The 17080-nt window shown below is 59.8% G+C and carries 15 protein-coding genes; 13 read left to right on the top strand and 2 right to left on the bottom strand.

Annotated elements, in window-relative coordinates; translation table 11 throughout:
* Nucleotides 1-10: 10 nt before the first annotated feature.
* The 6 genes from HMPREF2734_RS07745 (at nt 11) to HMPREF2734_RS07720 (ending at nt 6148) form a co-directional block, all read left to right on the top strand.
* Nucleotides 11-1123 carry a M24 family metallopeptidase gene (locus tag HMPREF2734_RS07745; RefSeq protein WP_070570295.1) on the top strand — a complete coding sequence of 371 codons (1113 nt, stop codon included), beginning with the start codon at nt 11-13 and terminating at the stop codon, nt 1121-1123.
* Entirely contained in the window at nt 1116-1841 is a 726-nt protein-coding gene (locus HMPREF2734_RS07740) for an SDR family oxidoreductase (protein ID WP_246816799.1), read from the top strand. The genes HMPREF2734_RS07745 and HMPREF2734_RS07740 overlap by 8 nt, the downstream gene beginning before the upstream one ends.
* A gap of 365 nt (nt 1842-2206) precedes the next feature.
* Nucleotides 2207-3055, top strand: coding sequence for a lipase family protein (locus HMPREF2734_RS07735; protein ID WP_246816798.1), 849 nt, complete (start codon nt 2207-2209; stop codon nt 3053-3055).
* A 10-nt stretch (nt 3056-3065) separates the two neighbouring features.
* Nucleotides 3066-3590, top strand: coding sequence for an FxsA family protein (locus tag HMPREF2734_RS07730; RefSeq protein WP_070451519.1), 525 nt, complete (start codon nt 3066-3068; stop codon nt 3588-3590).
* Nucleotides 3591-5135: an apolipoprotein N-acyltransferase gene (gene lnt, locus HMPREF2734_RS07725; RefSeq protein ID WP_070570289.1), complete on the top strand. Its 1545-nt coding sequence runs from the start codon at nt 3591-3593 to the stop codon at nt 5133-5135.
* Nucleotides 5136-5161: 26 nt separating this feature from the next.
* Nucleotides 5162-6148 carry a polyprenol monophosphomannose synthase gene (locus tag HMPREF2734_RS07720; protein WP_070570287.1) on the top strand — a complete coding sequence of 329 codons (987 nt, stop codon included), beginning with the start codon at nt 5162-5164 and terminating at the stop codon, nt 6146-6148.
* Between the two features lie 4 nt (nt 6149-6152).
* Here the strand turns inward: HMPREF2734_RS07720 and HMPREF2734_RS07715 are convergent, their stop codons facing one another.
* The gene (locus tag HMPREF2734_RS07715; protein ID WP_070423193.1) at nt 6153-6530 is read right to left on the bottom strand and encodes an RNA polymerase-binding protein RbpA; all 378 of its coding nucleotides are present in this window, start codon (nt 6528-6530) and stop codon (nt 6153-6155) included.
* Nucleotides 6531-6654: 124 nt separating this feature from the next.
* On the opposite strand from HMPREF2734_RS07715, the gene HMPREF2734_RS07710 reads away from it, so the two are divergent.
* The 3 genes from HMPREF2734_RS07710 to HMPREF2734_RS07700 all read left to right on the top strand — a co-directional run bounded on the left by HMPREF2734_RS07710 (nt 6655) and on the right by HMPREF2734_RS07700 (nt 10727).
* A complete protein-coding gene (locus HMPREF2734_RS07710; RefSeq protein ID WP_224212718.1) occupies nt 6655-7002 on the top strand; it encodes a hypothetical protein in 348 nt (115 codons plus the stop codon).
* Between the two features lie 38 nt (nt 7003-7040).
* Entirely contained in the window at nt 7041-7706 is a 666-nt protein-coding gene (locus tag HMPREF2734_RS07705) for a YceI family protein (RefSeq protein ID WP_083308118.1), read from the top strand.
* 99 nt (nt 7707-7805) lie between these two features.
* The gene (locus HMPREF2734_RS07700) at nt 7806-10727 is read left to right on the top strand and encodes an FAD-binding and (Fe-S)-binding domain-containing protein (RefSeq protein ID WP_070570285.1); all 2922 of its coding nucleotides are present in this window, start codon (nt 7806-7808) and stop codon (nt 10725-10727) included.
* Here HMPREF2734_RS07700 and HMPREF2734_RS07695 read toward each other — a convergent pair.
* Nucleotides 10724-12058, bottom strand: a complete 1335-nt coding sequence (locus HMPREF2734_RS07695; RefSeq protein WP_070570283.1) for a class I SAM-dependent methyltransferase — start codon at nt 12056-12058, stop codon at nt 10724-10726. The genes HMPREF2734_RS07700 and HMPREF2734_RS07695 overlap by 4 nt on opposite strands.
* A gap of 116 nt (nt 12059-12174) precedes the next feature.
* Here HMPREF2734_RS07695 and HMPREF2734_RS07690 point away from each other — a divergent pair, with 116 nt between their 5' ends.
* The 4 genes from HMPREF2734_RS07690 to pflA all read left to right on the top strand — a co-directional run bounded on the left by HMPREF2734_RS07690 (nt 12175) and on the right by pflA (nt 17053).
* The gene (locus tag HMPREF2734_RS07690; protein WP_070484773.1) at nt 12175-13515 is read left to right on the top strand and encodes an NAD(P)/FAD-dependent oxidoreductase; all 1341 of its coding nucleotides are present in this window, start codon (nt 12175-12177) and stop codon (nt 13513-13515) included.
* Between the two features lie 245 nt (nt 13516-13760).
* On the top strand, nt 13761-15878 hold the full coding sequence (locus tag HMPREF2734_RS07685) for a pyruvate formate lyase family protein (RefSeq protein ID WP_070570282.1): 2118 nt from the start codon (nt 13761-13763) through the stop codon (nt 15876-15878).
* Between the two features lie 44 nt (nt 15879-15922).
* A complete protein-coding gene (gene grcA2, locus HMPREF2734_RS12320; protein WP_034999039.1) occupies nt 15923-16174 on the top strand; it encodes an autonomous glycyl radical cofactor GrcA2 in 252 nt (83 codons plus the stop codon).
* Between the two features lie 3 nt (nt 16175-16177).
* A complete protein-coding gene (gene pflA / locus HMPREF2734_RS07675; protein ID WP_070570280.1) occupies nt 16178-17053 on the top strand; it encodes a pyruvate formate-lyase-activating protein in 876 nt (291 codons plus the stop codon).
* Nucleotides 17054-17080 lie beyond the last annotated feature (27 nt).

The raw sequence follows: 17080 nt of genomic DNA, 5'->3' as shown, positions 1-17080 counted from the left end.
TCGATCTACCATGGCCAGCATGACGTTTGATGCAAGTGTGTACGCGAAGCGCCGACAAATGGCTGCCGACTTGGTAAAGCAACGTGGCTTGAGCGGATTGGTGATCGGGACTGGTGCAGAGTTTGCCTACCTCACCGGCTCCTGGGCGTCCTCCCACGAACGCCTCACCGCCCTCGTCATCTCGGCCGATGGCGCGCGTGTCGTCGCACCGATGACAGACCTGCTTTCGTTGGGGCTCGACGGCGCGGACGACGTCGAGGTGATCGGCTGGCGCGATGGTGAGAACCCGTACCGCCTCGTTGCTGACTCGCTTCCGGATGGCCCGGTCGGTCTCGGCTCCTCTTTAACCGCCGACCACGTGTTCGCACTCCAAGACCTGCTGCCACGTACAAATCTGGCTGAGACTGAGGTCGCGGAATTGTTCATGGTGAAAGACCCTGCAGAGCTTGAACAACTCGAGGCCGCAGGCAGGGCAATCGACCGTGTGCACGAACGTGCTGCGGAGCTGCTTCAGCCGGGCCGTACGGAGCGCGAGATCGCCGCAGAACTCAACGCGCTGATCCTCGAAGAGCACGAGACGGTAGCCTTCGTCATCGTCGGTTCGGGACCAAACGGCTCGAATCCCCACCACGACTTTTCGGACCGCGTGCTCGAAAAGGGCGACCCGGTGGTCGTCGACCTGGGCGGTGCGCTGCCATCTGGCTACCAATCGGACTGCACCCGTACTCACGTCGTGGGTGGCAGGAACAAGGCGAAGCCAGACTTCCTGGAGGCGTACGACGCGCTGGAGCGCGCGTTCCAGGCGGCCTGCGACGCAGCCCGACCCGGCATTACCGCAGGTGAACTCGACGCCGTCGCACGAGGCGTACTGGAGGAGGCCGGCTACGGCGAGTGGTTTACCCACCGTCTTGGACACGGTATCGGATTGTCGGGCCATGAGCAGCCGTTCATCATCGCAGGTAGCGACGTCATCTTGCGCGAGGGAATGGCCTTTTCCATCGAGCCGGGCATCTATAAGCCAGGTGAGTGGGGCATGCGCATCGAAGACATCGTGACGCTGACTGCTACCGGCATGAAGACCTTTAACACCACTCGCCGCGACCTGGATGCAGCGCGTGGATAACCCCGGAACAGTGCTCCTGCTCGGTGCTCGCAGCGACATCGGCGGCGAGATCGCTGTGCGCATCTGCAGTGGTCGTGAAGTTGTACTCGCAGCGCGTGGCAGCGATGGCCTCGACGACGTGAAACGTCGTTTGCTTGCAGCGGGCGCGACTGTTGTCCGAGCCGTTAATTTTGACGCTACCGACCTCGACTCACATCGCCGCATCGTCCGCGAGGCAGGGGAGGTCACGTCCGCCATCGTGGCCTTCGGCATTTTGGGCGATCAGGAACTGGCAGAGCGCGAAGAACGCGAGGCCGCTTGCATTGCCACGGTGGACTACGTGGCACAGGTCAACATGCTCACCGTCCTTGCCGACGAAATGGCACGCGGCGAGATCTTCGCCTTTTCTTCCATCGCTGGCTGGCGGGCACGTCGCGCCAACTACGTCTACGGATCGACGAAGGCAGGCCTCGACGCGTTTTGCCAAGGACTCTCCGACAAACTCCATGGGACAGGCCTGAACCTGATACTGGCGCGCCCGGGCTTTGTCATCGGTGCAATGACTGAGGGCATGAAACCAGCGATCATGTCTGTGACCCCGGATGTCGTTGCAGATGCTGTCGTTGAGGCCGCAGTCAAGGGACGGAGCACGACAGTGTGGATTCCGCGTCGCCTTACCGTTTTGGCCACGATTATGCGCTTGGTTCCACGTCCAATCTGGCGTCACATGCCGAGGTAGCCATGGCGTCGTTGCTCCTTCCTCGTGTGCGCTCACTTGTCGGGCTCGGCCTTGACTTAGTTCGTCCTGCTCAACGAACCGGGCCAGACTTCGGCCGAGCTACCTGGCTTATGGGCGTGACGCCGGGGTCCCTTCTCGAGGCCGTACAGATCCGACCAGTAGGGGCAAGCGGGCTGTTGAACCCCTCAGACTCCTGGCGAATCGAATACGCCACGAGCGATACTCAAGGCCGGATCTTGTCCGCGACAGGCGCAGTGTTTCGCTCTCGTACGCCGTGGATGGGGAAAGGTGAACGGCCCACGATCGCGTTTGCGCCATCGACGCAGGGCGTTGCACGGCGTTGCGACCCGTCATATTCCTGCACCGTGGGCATCGGACCACGTATCAAGCCCATAGACTTGATCGCCGCGTATGAACAACCCGTAATCAACTTGTTCCTTGCAGCCGGCGCCGACGTAGTCATCACCGACTACCCACGCGACCCCGGGGACGATGTGGAGCTCTATTGCGACCACGTTGCGGCAGCACGCTCCCTCGCCGATGCCGTGCGCGCCAGCACCAACCTCGGCGTAGGAACAGCCAAACTCGGTCTGTGGGGTTTCTCCCAGGGCGGGGGAGCCGCCGCAGCGTGGCTCGAGGAACCTGAGTACGCACCCGATCTCCAACTGCTGGCAGCTGTGGTCGCAGCTCCGCCAGTGGACATGGTCAGCATGCTCCATCACGTCGATGGCGCGCTTGCCTCCGTAGTGATCCTCTACGCGGTCGCGGGTCTCATGGCCAGCGACGACGCAATTGCTGCCGAGATTGCTCCGCACTTGAGCCCAAGAGGTGTTGCGGCCATTGCGAACGGGGCGCGCACGTGTGCTTTAGGGGCGGTGCTGCATCGCCCGTGGTCGCATACTCGCTCTTGGACGAGGACCGGAGTGAGCATGGCATCGCTTCTCGACGACCTCCCGTTGACCAGCAGCCACCTCGACGCAACACGCCTAGGCACCAAACGCCCGCTAGGCATTCCGATTCGTCTGTGGAGTTCGCCATACGACGACCTTGTCCCGCACTCAGATGTCGCAGCCTTGGCAGAGAGTTGGGGAGTGGAATTCCTCTCACGTACGGCCAAGCGTATCCGTGGCAGGACTGGCACGAACCACTTCGGCCCGTATTTTCTCTACGCTGCAACTGACGTGGGTTGGTTGCTCGATCGGCTCAACGGGTAGTCTCTGGCCCATGCCTGTGCTCCTGTTGTCCTACTTCGTTGTTGAAGCGATCGCGTTCTTTCTCGTCGCCAAGTGGATTGGTGTCGGATGGGCGCTGTTGGCAATTTTCGCACTGATGATCTTCGGCGGCTTTGCCGCCAGCATGTCGCTTCGCAGTGAACTTACGCAGATGGCTCGTGGGCGAACCAGCCTTGGCAAGTTGGCTGGCGACTCCGCGCTGTTGATGGCGGGTTGGGCGCTAAGTCTCGTCCCTGGTTTCGTGAGCTCTGTCATCGGCCTGCTATTAGTGTTCGGTCCGACACGAGCAATCGCGCGTCGTTCGATGACCAAACGCGCCCGTCGCGGCATGGAAGACCTCGGCGCGCGCCTCTACGAGGCCACCCCGATGTCGCAGTTCACCACCTCCTACGGTTCGTTTACCAATCCCAATCAGCCCTATCCGCAGAAAGGAGCGGATGCTGACGACGTCGTTATTGATGCCGACGAGTTGGAGGAATGGTTCCGCAACAGCGGCAATGAGCCGGGGGAGAAGTAGGTGACGGCCCTTACCCGCTTCCTCCGGTTCGTACTCGCGGCCTGCTCTGGCTGGCTGGTGTTCTTCTCGTACGAACCGCACGGACACTGGTTCTCCGCCATCGTCGGCATATCCGTGTTTTATCTTGCGCTCATGCCATGGCAACGCTGGCCGGGTACTGATCGTCCTTCCGCAGCCTTCGGCGGCCTACTGGGCTTTACGCAGGCTGCGTTTTGCTACCTCTACCTGCTGCCGTGGATCGGGGAGTTTGTCGGCGCAATGCCGTATGTCGCTTTGTCGATCTTCCTCGCGCTCTACGGCATCGCTATAGGTGTGTTTGGTGTGATCGTCGCGCGTTGGCGCTTTGGCTTCCTCGCGTTTGCGCTGATCTACCTTGCGGTTGAGTTTTGCCGCTCGTCGTTTCCTTTCGGCGGGTTTAGCTGGGTACGCCTGGCGTGGGGGCAAATCAATGGTCCACTAGCTGCTCTCGCACCTTGGGGTGGTCCGGCGCTGATCTCAATTGCGGTGGCGCTGGCAGGGGCAGGTCTCACCGTGGCCATCCTGCAGCGTGGGACGCAACGCTGGGCCGGCCTTGTAGCCGCAGTACTGCCCCTCGGTCTCGGCACCGTGGCGCAGATCGGGGTCAATAACCCTGCCTCGACAGTGGGCGAAGCAACCGTTGCCGCGGTACAGGGCAACGTCCCTCGCATGGGGCTTGATTTCAACGCACAGCGCCGCGCGGTGCTGGCCAACCACGTCAACGAAACGCTTGCGCTTCGCGACGACCTCCGCGCGCAAAACATGGATGTCGACGCCGTTTTCTGGCCAGAGAATTCCTCTGACGTCAATCCGTTCACCGACTCGGAAGCACGAGCGCTTATCGACGTCGCCGTGCGCGGCATCGACGCACCGTTGCTCGTTGGCACACTCACACGTGACGACGTTGGGTCCCGCAACACCATGGTCGTCTTCGATCCAGAGGATGGGCCAGGGGAGTACCACCACAAGCGGTTCCTCCAGCCGTTCGGCGAGTACATGCCCATGCGTGACTTCTTCCGGAAGTTCTCCGATATGGTCGACCTGGCTGGCAACTTCAAACCTGGTGACGGCAACGGTGTGGTGCACCTCGGCAACATCGCGGTCGGTGTGGCGACCTGCTACGAGGTGGCGGAGGACGAGGCCTACCGGATGGCGATTCGCAACGGCGCCCAGTTGCTCAGCACACCGACGAACAACGCCACGTTTGGGTTCACCGGCATGACGTATCAACAATTGGCGATGAGCCGCATGCGTGCACTGGAGACCGATCGCGCAGTGGTTGTTGTAGCCACCTCGGGTGTCTCCGCCATCGTCCATCCCGACGGCTCAGTATCGCAGCAGACGGAAATCTTCACGGCAGATCATCTCGTCGAAAAGCTGCCGCTGCGCGATTCTGTCACCCCGGCTGTGCGATTTGGAAAGATTCTGGAGTGGTTGCTTGTCGCGGCAGGGATCATGCTGATGGCTGTGGCAGGCGTTTCCGCACGTACCCGGGCGCACGGGTATGCTGCACCAAGGAATAAATAAGTGTGACAACGAGGAGACGTAGCACCGTGGCGAATACAACCCTGGTGATTATCCCGACCTACAACGAAGTGGAAAACATCCCGCTTATCGTTGGACGCGTGCTGGATGCCAACAAGGATGTGGACGTCCTTGTGGTCGATGACAACTCGCCTGACGGCACCGGAGCAAAGGCTGACGAGCTCGCAGCTACTCATGATGAAGTTCACGTGCTCCACCGCACCGGAAAAGACGGCCTGCTGGCTGCGTACCGTGCCGGCTTCGAATGGGCCCTTGAGCGCGAGTACGAGGTCATCGTTCAAATGGATGCAGACGGCTCGCATGCCCCTGAGGAACTCGTGCGTTTGCTCGACGCAGTAGCCAACGGCGCAGATCTGGCAATCGGTTCGCGCTACGTCGACGGTGGGGAAGTAAAGAACTGGCCGCGCAGCCGCTACCTGCTGTCCAAGCTGGGCAATGAGTACATCTCGATCGCGCTTGGCGACGATGTCAAGGACATGACCGCTGGCTACCGCGCGTTCCGCCGCGAAGTCTTGGAAGATCTCGACCTGGATGCGCTGTCCAACAAGGGCTACATCTTCCAGGTGGAGATTGCCCACAAGGTCGCAGACGCTGGATTCGGGGTTGTTGAAGTCCCCATCACTTTTGAAGACCGCAAGCTTGGCGAGTCGAAGCTGGACGCAAGCTTCGCTGCCGCATCGTTTGCGGAGGTAACCAAGTGGGGAGCGAAGGAAAAGGCTTCCTTCGTGGACAACCTGGCGAGCGAAACCTGGCGACAGATTGAGTACGCTGCCGCCAACTCAAAGCTTGCAGATCTTCCAAATCGTGCGGCCAAGGCTCCGTCGCAGGTAGCTGACTTGGCTAACGAGGTTGCTTCCTTGACCAAGTACGAGCTTTCCGGCGAGAACCTGGATAAGGTCGGCCGTCGCGTTGCAGAAGGTGCACAGACGGCAAAAGACCTGACGACGGAAACCGTGCGTCAGGTCCTTCACGTATTCAATTCCGGTTCGAAGTAAGGAATTAGCCTTCCTTCTGCGCGGCCTGCTCCTTAGCGAGGCGGGCCGCGGTGCGACGGCGCTTCCGGAGCTGCTCTAAGCGCTCCTCAAGCAGCACGTCGAGCTCCTCAATGCTGCGACGTTCCAGCAGCATGTCCCAGTGGGTACGCGGCGGCTTCGTCGGCTTCGACTCGACGCCTTCGCCCTCCATGAGCGTGCCGGTCTGGCCGTTCTTGCACATCCACTCTTCGGGGATCTCAGCCTCATCGGCGAACGGAACCTCAAACACCTCACCATTGGGTGTTTGGTACTTCGCCATGCGACGCGGCGCGAGATCATGGTCGCGGTCAGTTTCGTAGCTCACGGCACCCATGCGGCTACCGCGTAGCACTCGATCAGCCATGTTGTCTCCATCCTTGTCGTCGTTATTGCCCGGTTGCCCAGCAATCGCTCAAGTATAACGGTCCACTAATTCGTTTTGTTCCCTGACCTCACCCAGGCTTGACACCTGTAATAGACTTGCCGCCGTGAAGATCAGGAAGCGGAGAATAAACGAGACTACAAACGTTTGCGCGTGGTGCGGTAAAGAGATTGAAATCAACCAGGGGCGTGGCCGCAAGCGGAAATATTGCAGTTCTTCGTGCAAGCAGCGTGCGTATGAGCAGCGCACACTCCTTGCAGGTACGACCGTGGACCCTGACGCTGTGATTCTGAGCCGTCAGCGCGTCGCAGAGATCCGCGATCGACTTTACGAGTTGCGCTGTGCCGCTGAGGATATCCAAACTGCAGCGGCCGAAGGCGCGACGGCGGACGAGTTGCATTCGTTGTGTGACGAATTAGTAGGCTTGGTCCAGAAACTCGAAAAACTGAGGTGAGGTACGTGAAGACCAGCTCCCGTAATACGAAGCTGCTTATGATCGCAGTTTTAGCCTTTGCCATTCTGGCGCTTGCAGTGGCGTTCATCCCGTTGGGAAGGACGCTGTTTTTTAGTCACGGTGTCAAAACTGAGGGTATCGACGAGTCCAGCCTGAAATCCGCCACAACGGAAATTGACGGCGTCTGGGAGGTAACAAACAAGCCTGGACCCAACCAAACGTCTGCAGGCTTCACATTCGCCGAGGTGCTGCCAGGTGATCGCCGGACTACGTCAGGCTCGACACAAGGCGTTCGCGGTAGCGTGACCATCGAGGCGGGCACGCTGAAGGCTGGCGAGATTGTCGTCGATATGACAAACATTCGTACCGACTCTGATGTCCGCGATGAAAGCGTCCGCCGCAAGATTTTCCATACGGACGATTTTCCGGAGGCAAAGTTCGTTGTCGCCGAGCCAGTGGACCTCAGCAGCGTGCCAGAGGACGGGACGATGGGCACCGTAGACCTGACGGGCGACATGACCATCCACGGCGAGACGAACACGATCACGCAGACATTCAATGTCGCGCGCTCGGGCGATCAGCTGCTCGTCGCAGCAGACATTCCGATCAACCGAGAGGACTACGGAGTGAAGACTCCGGAGCTGGTGGCCGCAAAGATCGCCGAGGACGGCGAAATTAACGTCCGACTGGATATGCGGAAGTAACCCTATATAACGTCACCTGACGTTATATAAAGGATATTTGTCCGATAATGTACATTATGTCAAGTAACATTTGGTGACACCACGGCGTAATCTGTCCCCATGGCAAAGCTCCTCTCTCCCGATCCCCGCAGGATCCCCAAGCCGGTTTACGACGATTCCTACCCGGACGCTGTCAGTGAGCAATTCACTGGCGGCTCCGACCCGGAACTCGTCGCGGCGCTCGCAGCAATCGTCGGCTCGGACAATGTTCACTCACGCGTCTCAGATCTCGTGCGTTACGCCTCTGACGCCTCTCCGTACCGCGACATCCCGTCCGTGGTCGTTCAGCCACGTAACGCGCAAGACCTTTCCGCTCTGATGCGCTATGCCCGTCGCGCAGGCCGGACGCTGACGTTCCGCGCCGCCGGGACGTCGCTTAACGGCCAGGCGATGACGAACGACATCCTCGTCGATGTGAAGACCCACTTCGCCGGCATGGAGGTCCTCGACGGCGGCAAACGCCTTCGTACGTTGCCGGGCGTTGTGCTTGGCGACGCTCAAGCAGTCCTGCGACGCCACGGCTACATGCTTGGACCCGATCCCGGCTCGACCGCATCTGCTTGTATCGGTGGCGTCCTCGCTGACAATGCCGGCGGCATGCGCTGCAAGATTGAGCGTGATTCCTTCCACACCATCGATCAGGCTGAGTTTGTATTAACGTCTGGCGAGATCGTCGATACGCGCAACGGCGACGACGCCTTCCGCAAACAGTGCCCTGAACTGCACAAACAACTCTCTGAGTTCCGCGATCGTTTGCGTGCCAACGAGACGCTGGTCGCTCGCCTGCGCTCAAAGTTCTCCATCCGCAACACCAACGGCTTGCGCATCGATGCATTCTTGGACGAGGACGAGCCGGTCCGTATCCTCATGCGCTTGCTCGTCGGCTCCGAAGGCATCCTCGGCGTGTTTACCGAGGCTGAAATTCGCACCATCGAGTTGCCAAAGAAAAAGGCTGTGACCTGGGTGGTTGTGCCCGACATCACTGATGCTGCCAACTATGTTGCACAGCTTGTCGACGCCGGCGCTGAAGCCTGCGAGCTGCTCGTCTCCGATGTCATGCGCGGTTCAGTTGGCCAATTTAGTGCTGCTCCTGCTGAATGGGCAGATATTGACCAGTCCACCGCTGCCCTGCTCCTCGAGGTCGGTGGCACCACCGAAGACGAGCTTCAGCAGGCCATTGCCGCCGCCGAGGCCGTGCTCGAGGGCGCGGAGCTGCTGGCACCGCTGCACTTTGAGACCGATCCAAAAAAGCAAAACGCCATGTGGCAGCTGCGTAACGGCCTGTTTGGCCTGATCGGGCAAAACCGCCCGCAAGGCGCCGCGCTGATTACTGAGGACGTGTGCTTCCCACCTGCGCAGGTCGGCGAAGGCGCTGCTGAACTTATGGAGTTGCTCCGGCGCTACGGCTACCCCGAAGGTGTGATGGGACACGCACCCTACGGGAACCTGCACTTCTTTATCACCCCGGACTTCTCCAACCCTGAGGAGCTCGAGAAGTACTCGCGCTTCCTTGACGAGCTGGTTGAGTTGGTCGTCGACAAGCACGACGGCTCGATGAAGGCTGAGCACGGTACCGGTATCAACATGGCGCCGTTCGTGCGCCATGAATGGGGCGACGAAATCTGGAACCTGTTCTGGGAGGTCAAGGAGATGCTTGACCCGGACACCATCCTCGCGCCGGACGTGAAGTTGACTCGCCAGTCGGACATCCACCTGCAGCGCTTCAAGTCCTTTCCCAAGGTCGAGCAGGAGATCAATATGTGCGTCGAGTGCGGCTTCTGCGAGCCGGTATGCCCGTCACGCCACGTCACTGTGACTCCACGTCAACGTATTGTGCTGCGCCGTGAGATGGCGCGTCAGCCGGAAGGCTCGGAGGTCTTGGGGGCGCTGCGCGAGCAATACCAGTACGACGCGATCGACATGTGCGCTGCCGACGGAACCTGCGCTATCCCCTGCCCTGTTGGCATTGATACCGGCAAGGTAATGAAGCAACTGCGCGCAGCTCAGGCAACACCTGCAGAGAAGCGTGTCGCAACTGGGATCGCGAAGGGATACGGCGCGGTCGAGGCGTTGGGCCGTACTGCGGTATCTGGCGTCAATATTCTCGGGCCTGCGCTAGCCGATGCTGTCACCCAGGTTGGACGTGCACTCATCTCGCCCGAGCGCCTCCCCTCTGTGCCAGGGCCCATGCCGCACAAGGCACCACAGATGCCGGAAACCTCGCGCAGCGGTGCCGCAGCTGTCTACTTCCCTGCCTGTGTAAACCGTATCTTCGGCCAACCTGCTGGTTCTGCTGATCAGATTGCTGTGCCACAGGCGGTTGTTGAACTCGGCCGACGAAGCGGAGCACCTGTGTGGATCCCGGAAAACGTTGACGGCGGTTGCTGTGGCATGCCGTTTTCTTCGAAGGGATTCGACGATGCATACCGTGCGAAGGCACTCGACCTGCTGGAGCGCATGTGGCAGTGGTCAGAGCAAGGCGCACTGCCTGTGATCATCGATGCAGCCTCGTGCACCCATACCGTGGTGGATTCCATGCCGGAGATACTCTCCCCTGCTGATCTTGAACGTTTCGAGGCGATTCGCGTTCTCGACCTGGTGCAGTGGCTCGACGAAGAGATCATGGAGCACCTGCCCATCACTCAGGACCAGGGGCGTATTGCTGTCCACCCGCCATGCTCCGGTCAGCACCTTGGTACCACGGAAGCGCTCATGCGTGTCGCAGCTGCGTGTGGCGATGCGGAAGTGCCCGCTGGGGCGGCCTGCTGTGGCACAGCTGGCGATCGTGTGATGTTGCACCCTGAGCTGGTTGAGTCGGCGACTCGCGAGGAACGCGAGGGGCTCAATCGTGGCAATTATGCACGCTTCGTGTCAGCAAACCGCACCTGCGAGATGGGCCTACAGATGGTGGCCGGAAAGCCATTTGAGTCGATTGCAGTACTGGTCGAGCGTGCATCCCGACCGGAGGTCACGTTAGCCTAGCGACGGCCTCCGCGGTGGCGCTGCACCATCGTGACCTGCGCGAGGTCCAGCATTTCCAATCGTGCAAGGGCTTCGCGCAGGGCTAGCTGCCAAGTCCACATTCTGCGGAATACAACGTCGTAGCCATCCGCTGCGGCGTCGCGTAAGTGGGCGTCGAAGGCCATTCGCTGCAGCCTCAGCGATGCTGCGAGGTGTTCAGGTGCGGTTGTCACCGCAGTCACGCGCAATGCAGTGTGCTTATCGACGATCCGGGCAACGTCATCGCAACTCACAACGTTCATCCGTGGCCACGCATAACCGGCGGTTGAGGCCAACGCTGTCGCTGCACTCCGGGAATAGTTGTTCGTGCGGACAATTGTTTGCAGCACTACCTTGCCGCCCTGTGCGAGCATCTGTTCCGCAGATGCGAGATACGCGACCTGCTCCGGGTGCGGCATGTTCTCAAACGCCTGCATGCTCACTACTGCGTCGTACACCCCGCGACGCTGCCGTGCCAACGCTTCGATTTCGGCTGGGGAATCCAACACGTCAATGCGTGCAGCACCTTCAGCGCCACTGAGGATCAACTGTTCTTCAAGACTTTTTCTCACGCGGGCGTCAAAGGTAACCACATCCAGGGTGCAGCGTCGATCAAGTGCTTCCGCAGCCACCGCTCCTCCACTGCACGGCATCTCAAGCAAATGTGTGCTGGGCCCGGCAGCGGCGGCGTCGAGAAGCATCGAAATGCTCCTGCGTTGCGCATCAGCTAGGTCATCGCGATGAGCGTCAAGTGGAGCGCCGATTTCGGTGACGTCGACGAAGTGGTGCCCTGGCTCGTTTCCTCGCCCTGCCCCCGGAGTGTGGGACTTCATCCGCGTGCGCTGAGTCGTCGGCACACCCGTGCCAAAGTGTCCCTGTGCATGCGTTGCGGTGCCACCATCAAAATGCTGCACCAGATCCGGAGGTAGCTCCCCGATCACCCCAAGGGGTGTGCGACCGTGCTTCGGAGCAGACACGCGTGCTGGTGACGGCCTGTACCCCGCACCGATCAGCGCCTGGAGTGCATCTACAAGCCCTTCGGACGTCGAGGTCACCCACTCGCCTGCCATATAACTTTCAGCAAGGCCAGTCCACCCGCGCGCAGCGATACGCTCAAACATGTCCGCGGATTCCACGGTGAGCGCTGCATCGTCTCCTTCTAGAGCAAGTTCTGCTTTCGCACAGGCACGAGCAAATGTCGCCTCAACGATCTTCGTGCGCAGCGCTCCTCCACGCGCCCTGGGAACCGCAGCGACAGCCGGCCAGGCCGCGGCGTCGATGGAACTTTTGCGTGCGCGGGAGATATCGGCCATTTCACAAATGCTAGTGGCCAAGAACCTGCTTCTGCGGTACGCCACGGCTCAGATAAAATGCGGCGCGTACTATATAGGCGTTGCACATATAAAAATTCAACCGAGGAGAGATATTTATGGCCTCTACGGTCATTCGCCCAGACGGAAACCGCCATCATGTTGTCATCATCGGCGCTGGCTTCGGTGGCGTCAACGCAGCCAAGGAACTTGCGGATGCTGATGTCGATGTGACCCTGATCAACAGCACCAACCACCACCTTTTCCCGCCACTGCTCTACCAGGTGGCAACCGGCCTGATGTCCTCGGGCGAGATCACCGGTGACATCCGTCAGATGTTTGCTAACCAGCAGAACGTCCGCATCGTTCGTGGCACTGTTGAGACCATCGACGTCAAGGGCAAGACCGTCACCTCTGTTGAAAGTGGCAAGGAATACACCTTCGGCTACGACTCCCTCATCGTCGCCGCTGGTGCTGGCCAGTCCTACTTTGGCAACGACCACTTCGCCGAGTTCGCGCCGGGCCTGAAGACCTTGGATCACGCGTTTGAGATCCGCGCACGCCTCATTGCAGCATTCGAGCGTGCAGAACTTGCGGAAACCGCAGAAGAGCGCGATCGCGCTCTGACCTTCGTCATCGTTGGTGCTGGCCCGACCGGCGTCGAGCTTGCTGGCCAGGTTGCGGAGATGGCGCACCGTGCCTTCACCTCGGGCCGATACTCCTTCAGCACCGAGCAGTCGAAGATTTACCTGCTTGATGGCGCACCGCAGGTGCTGCCTCCATTTGGCAAGCGCCTGGGCAAAAAGGCACAGCGTGAGCTTGAAAAGGCCGGCGTCACCGTGATCCTCAACGCCATGGTGACCAACGTTGATGCGGACTCTGTCACCTACAAGGACATGAAGACCGAGCAGGAAACCACGATCCAGACTCCGACCAAGATCTGGTCCGCTGGTGTTGCGGCTTCCCCGCTGGGCAAGCAGGTCGCAGACCAGATCGGTGTTGAAGCGGACCGTGCTGGCAAGGTCGCTGTTAACGCGGACCTTTCCGTCGGCGACGAGTCCAACGTCTTCATCGTTGGCGACATGATGAATCGCGACCGTCTGCCAGGTGTGGCCCAGGTTGCAATCCAGTCCGGCGCTTATGTGGGCAAGGTCATCAAGAACCAGGTCGAGCACGATATCGCTCCGGAGGATCGCGCTCCGTTCGAGTACTTCGACAAGGGCTCCATGGCGATCATCAACCGCTTCAATGCTGTGGTGAAGATGGGCAAGGTCGAGATCACCGGCTTCATCGGCTGGCTGATGTGGCTTGGCGTCCACATGTCCTTCCTCACCGGCCGCCGTAACCGCATTGTGGCTGCCAACGAGTGGACGATTAACGCGTTCTCCCGCACCCGCCACAACCTGGCTGTCACCGAAGGCCAGCTGGAGAACATCCACCTGGAAAACGGTGAGAAGTAAGCGTTCGTAGCGCCCCCAACTTCCCCGGCCCTTCGCCCTCAACGAGCGCAGGACCGGGGTTTTTGCTACTCTCCACCCCCGAAGACTTTGTGTGACCAACACCACCCCAAACGTATTACCTATAGTCGGAAAACTTCTTTATACTCTTAGGTAAGCGGCAAGCGCTTTAAAGAGACTGTGTTTGGGAATGGGTAAGCGCAGCCGCATGAAGACCACTAGTTATCTATGTGAAAGATCGTGCAACTGTGACTGTTTCTACAGAGCCGCAAATCCAGAACAAGGCGTGGGAAGGTTTCACGCCAGGACCGTGGACCGAGCACATCGATGTCCGCGACTTTGTTCAGCGCAATTACACCCCGTACGACGGGGACGCATCCTTCCTCGAAGGCGCAACCGACAAGACACTGCGCCTCTGGGACTACCTGGATAAGAATTACCTCGCCGTTGAGCGCGAGCGTCGCGTCTATGACGTTGACACTGACACTCCGGCCGATATCGACGCCTTCAAGCCCGGATACATCTCCGAGGATGATGACGTGATCGTCGGTCTGCAGACTGATACCCCGACCAAGCGTGCCATGATGCCTAACGGTGGCTGGCGCATGGTTGAGCAGGCCATCAAGGAGGCCGGCAAAGAGGTCAACCCGGAGGTGAAGAAGATCTTCACCCACTACCGCAAGACCCACAACGATGCCGTCTTCGACATCTACACCCCTCGAATCCGCGCAGCACGCTCGTCCCACATCGTCACGGGCCTGCCGGACGCCTACGGCCGTGGACGCATCATCGGTGATTACCGTCGTGTGGCGCTATACGGCGTTGACTACCTCATCGAGCAAAAGCAGCTGGCCAAGGATGCGTCTTTGGAGAAGGGCTTCTCCGAGCACTGGGCACGTTACCGCGAGGAGCACGCGGAGCAGATCAAGGCACTCAAGAAGCTAAAGAAGATGGCTGAAGACTACGGCTTCGACATCTCCGGCCCGGCAACCAACGCCAAGGAAGCTGTGCAGTGGACCTACTTCGGCTACCTTGCCTCCGTAAAGAGCCAGGACGGCGCCGCAATGTCCATTGGTCGCCTCTCCCCGTTCTTGGACGCATACTTCGAGCGTGACCTAGCCAACGGCACCTTGACCGAGGTTGAGGCGCAGGAGATCATCGACGCGCTCGTCATCAAGCTGCGCATCGTGCGCTTCCTCCGTACAGAGGACTACGACCAGATCTTCTCTGGTGACCCGTACTGGGCAACCTGGACCGACGCTGGTTTCTCTGAGGACGGCCGCCACCAGGTCACCAAGACCGCGTTCCGTCTGCTGCAGACGCTGCGCAACCTGGGTCCTGCTCCGGAGCCGAACATCACCATCTTCTGGGATCCGGCGCTGCCGGAGGGCTACAAGGAGTTCTGCGCCGCGATCTCCATCGAGACCTCTTCGTTGCAATACGAGTCTGACAAGCAGATCCGTGACCAGTGGGGCGACGACGCCGCTATTGCGTGCTGTGTCTCTCCGATGAAGGTTGGCAAGCAGATGCAGTTCTTCGGCGCACGCGTTAACGCTGCGAAGGCACTGCTCTACGCCATGAACGGTGGTCGTGACGAAGTTACCGGCAAGCAGATAACTGACGGTGACCACAAGCCGATCGAGGGCGATGGCCCACTCGACTTCGACGAGGTCTGGCAGAAGTACGAGGAGATGCTCGACTGGGTTATCGGTACCTACGTCGAGGCGCTGAACATCATCCACTACTGCCACGACCGCTACGCCTACGAATCCATCGAGATGGCACTGCACGACTCCGACATCGTCCGCACCATGGGCTGTGGCATCGCTGGCCTTTCAATCGTTGCTGACTCTCTGTCCGCGATTAAGTACGCGAAGGTCACACCGGTGCGCGACGAGACAGGCTTGATCGTCGACTACATCACCGAGGGCGACTTCCCGTTCTACGGCAACGACGATGACCGCGCGGACGACATTGCCGCAACCGTGGTCCACACCGTGATGCAGAAGATCAAAGCGATCCCGATGTACCGCGACGCTATTCCGACCCAGTCGGTACTGACCATTACCTCTAACGTGGTCTACGGCAAGGCAACTGGTTCGTTCCCGTCCGGGCACAAGGCCGGCACTCCGTTCGCCCCAGGTGCGAACCCGGAGAACGGCGCAGACAATCACGGCATGGTCGCTTCGATGCTGTCCGTGGGCAAGCTCGACTACAACGACGCATTGGACGGCATTTCGCTGACCAACACGATCACCCCGTCGGGTCTGGGCCGTAACAAGGAAGAGCAGATCACCAACCTGGTTGGTGTTCTCGACGCCGGCTTCATCATGGACAACGCCGACGCGGTCATTAACCCCGCCTAATCAGACTTTCCCACTCACCTATTCACTCCGAAGGAGACGACAACATGACCACCCCTACTTTCGACGAGCGCCTCGCTTCCATGAAGGCTTCCCGTTCCGCAAACAACATGGACTCTGGCCTGTACCACGCCAACATCAACGTGCTTGACGAGTCCACGCTTGAGGATGCAATGGAGCACCCAGAGAACTACCCGAACCTCACTGTTCGTGTCTCTGGCTACGCCGTGAACTTCGTGAAGCTGACCAAGGAGCAGCAGCGCGACGTCATCTCTCGTACCTTCCACCAGGGCGCGTAGTTTATGGCCCAAGACGGAACGAGCGGCGTCGTCACGCTATCGCCTGAAGCAGGCGAGCGCGTGCGCGGCGTCGCTGCCGGTTTAGGCGGACTTTCCACCGACGACCTTGAGATCACTCGCCCAGAGTTGTTTGAGGCTCGCCGTACTGGCGAGATCGGCCTCATCCACTCTTGGGAACTGGTCACTGCCGTCGACGGACCGGGCACCCGTATGACGATTTTCTTGTCGGGCTGCCCACTGCGGTGCAAGTACTGCCACAATCCGGACACGATGGAAATGAAGGAAGGCACACTCGAGCGTATCGACGACGTCGTGCGCCGCGTACTGCGATACAAGCCTGTCTTTAACGCTTCCGGTGGCGGGCTGACCCTTTCAGGCGGCGAACCGCTGTTTCAGATCGCGTTTACACGACGACTGCTCAAGGCAGTGCATGACGCTGGTGTGCACACCACAATCGACACTTCTGGTTACCTTGGTGCACGCTTGACCGACGAGGACCTGGACAATATTGATTTGTTCCTCCTCGACGTCAAGTCCGGTGATCCTGACACATACGAAAATGTCACCGCGCGCCAATTGCAGCCAACCATCGATTTTGGTGATCGACTGCACGAGAAGGGCAAACCGGTCTGGATCCGGTTCGTTGTAGTCCCAGGTCTGACCGACGCTGAGGAAAACGTGCAGCGAGTCGCCGATATCGTCGCGCGTTGGAAGGGCACCGTAGAGCGTGTGGAAGTGCTTCCTTTCCACAACATGGGTGCCGACAAGTGGGACAAGATTGGCCTCGACTACGAGTTGCAGGACGTCACTCCCCCATCTGCCGAATCTGTCGAGCATGTGCGAGAGGTCTTCCGCTCGCGGGGGTTGACGGTGTTTTAACCCTAGGATCACCCCCGTTAGACATTG

It is taken from the genome of Corynebacterium sp. HMSC055D05 (assembly GCF_001810365.1).
GTDB lineage: Bacteria > Actinomycetota > Actinomycetes > Mycobacteriales > Mycobacteriaceae > Corynebacterium > Corynebacterium coyleae.
This window is presented reverse-complemented; position numbering and strand designations above follow the sequence as displayed.

Coding starts and splice junctions, on each gene's coding strand:
- HMPREF2734_RS07745 (WP_070570295.1), top strand. CDS start 11: ATGGCCAGCATGACGTTTGATGCAAGTGTGTACGCGAAGCGCCGACAA.
- HMPREF2734_RS07730 (WP_070451519.1), top strand. CDS start 3,066: ATGCCTGTGCTCCTGTTGTCCTACTTCGTTGTTGAAGCGATCGCGTTC.
- HMPREF2734_RS07715 (WP_070423193.1), bottom strand. CDS start 6,530: ATGGCTGATCGAGTGCTACGCGGTAGCCGCATGGGTGCCGTGAGCTAC.
- HMPREF2734_RS07705 (WP_083308118.1), top strand. CDS start 7,041: ATGATCGCAGTTTTAGCCTTTGCCATTCTGGCGCTTGCAGTGGCGTTC.
- HMPREF2734_RS07700 (WP_070570285.1), top strand. CDS start 7,806: ATGGCAAAGCTCCTCTCTCCCGATCCCCGCAGGATCCCCAAGCCGGTT.
- HMPREF2734_RS07695 (WP_070570283.1), bottom strand. CDS start 12,058: ATGGCCGATATCTCCCGCGCACGCAAAAGTTCCATCGACGCCGCGGCC.
- HMPREF2734_RS07690 (WP_070484773.1), top strand. CDS start 12,175: ATGGCCTCTACGGTCATTCGCCCAGACGGAAACCGCCATCATGTTGTC.
- grcA2 (WP_034999039.1), top strand. CDS start 15,923: ATGACCACCCCTACTTTCGACGAGCGCCTCGCTTCCATGAAGGCTTCC.
- pflA (WP_070570280.1), top strand. CDS start 16,178: ATGGCCCAAGACGGAACGAGCGGCGTCGTCACGCTATCGCCTGAAGCA.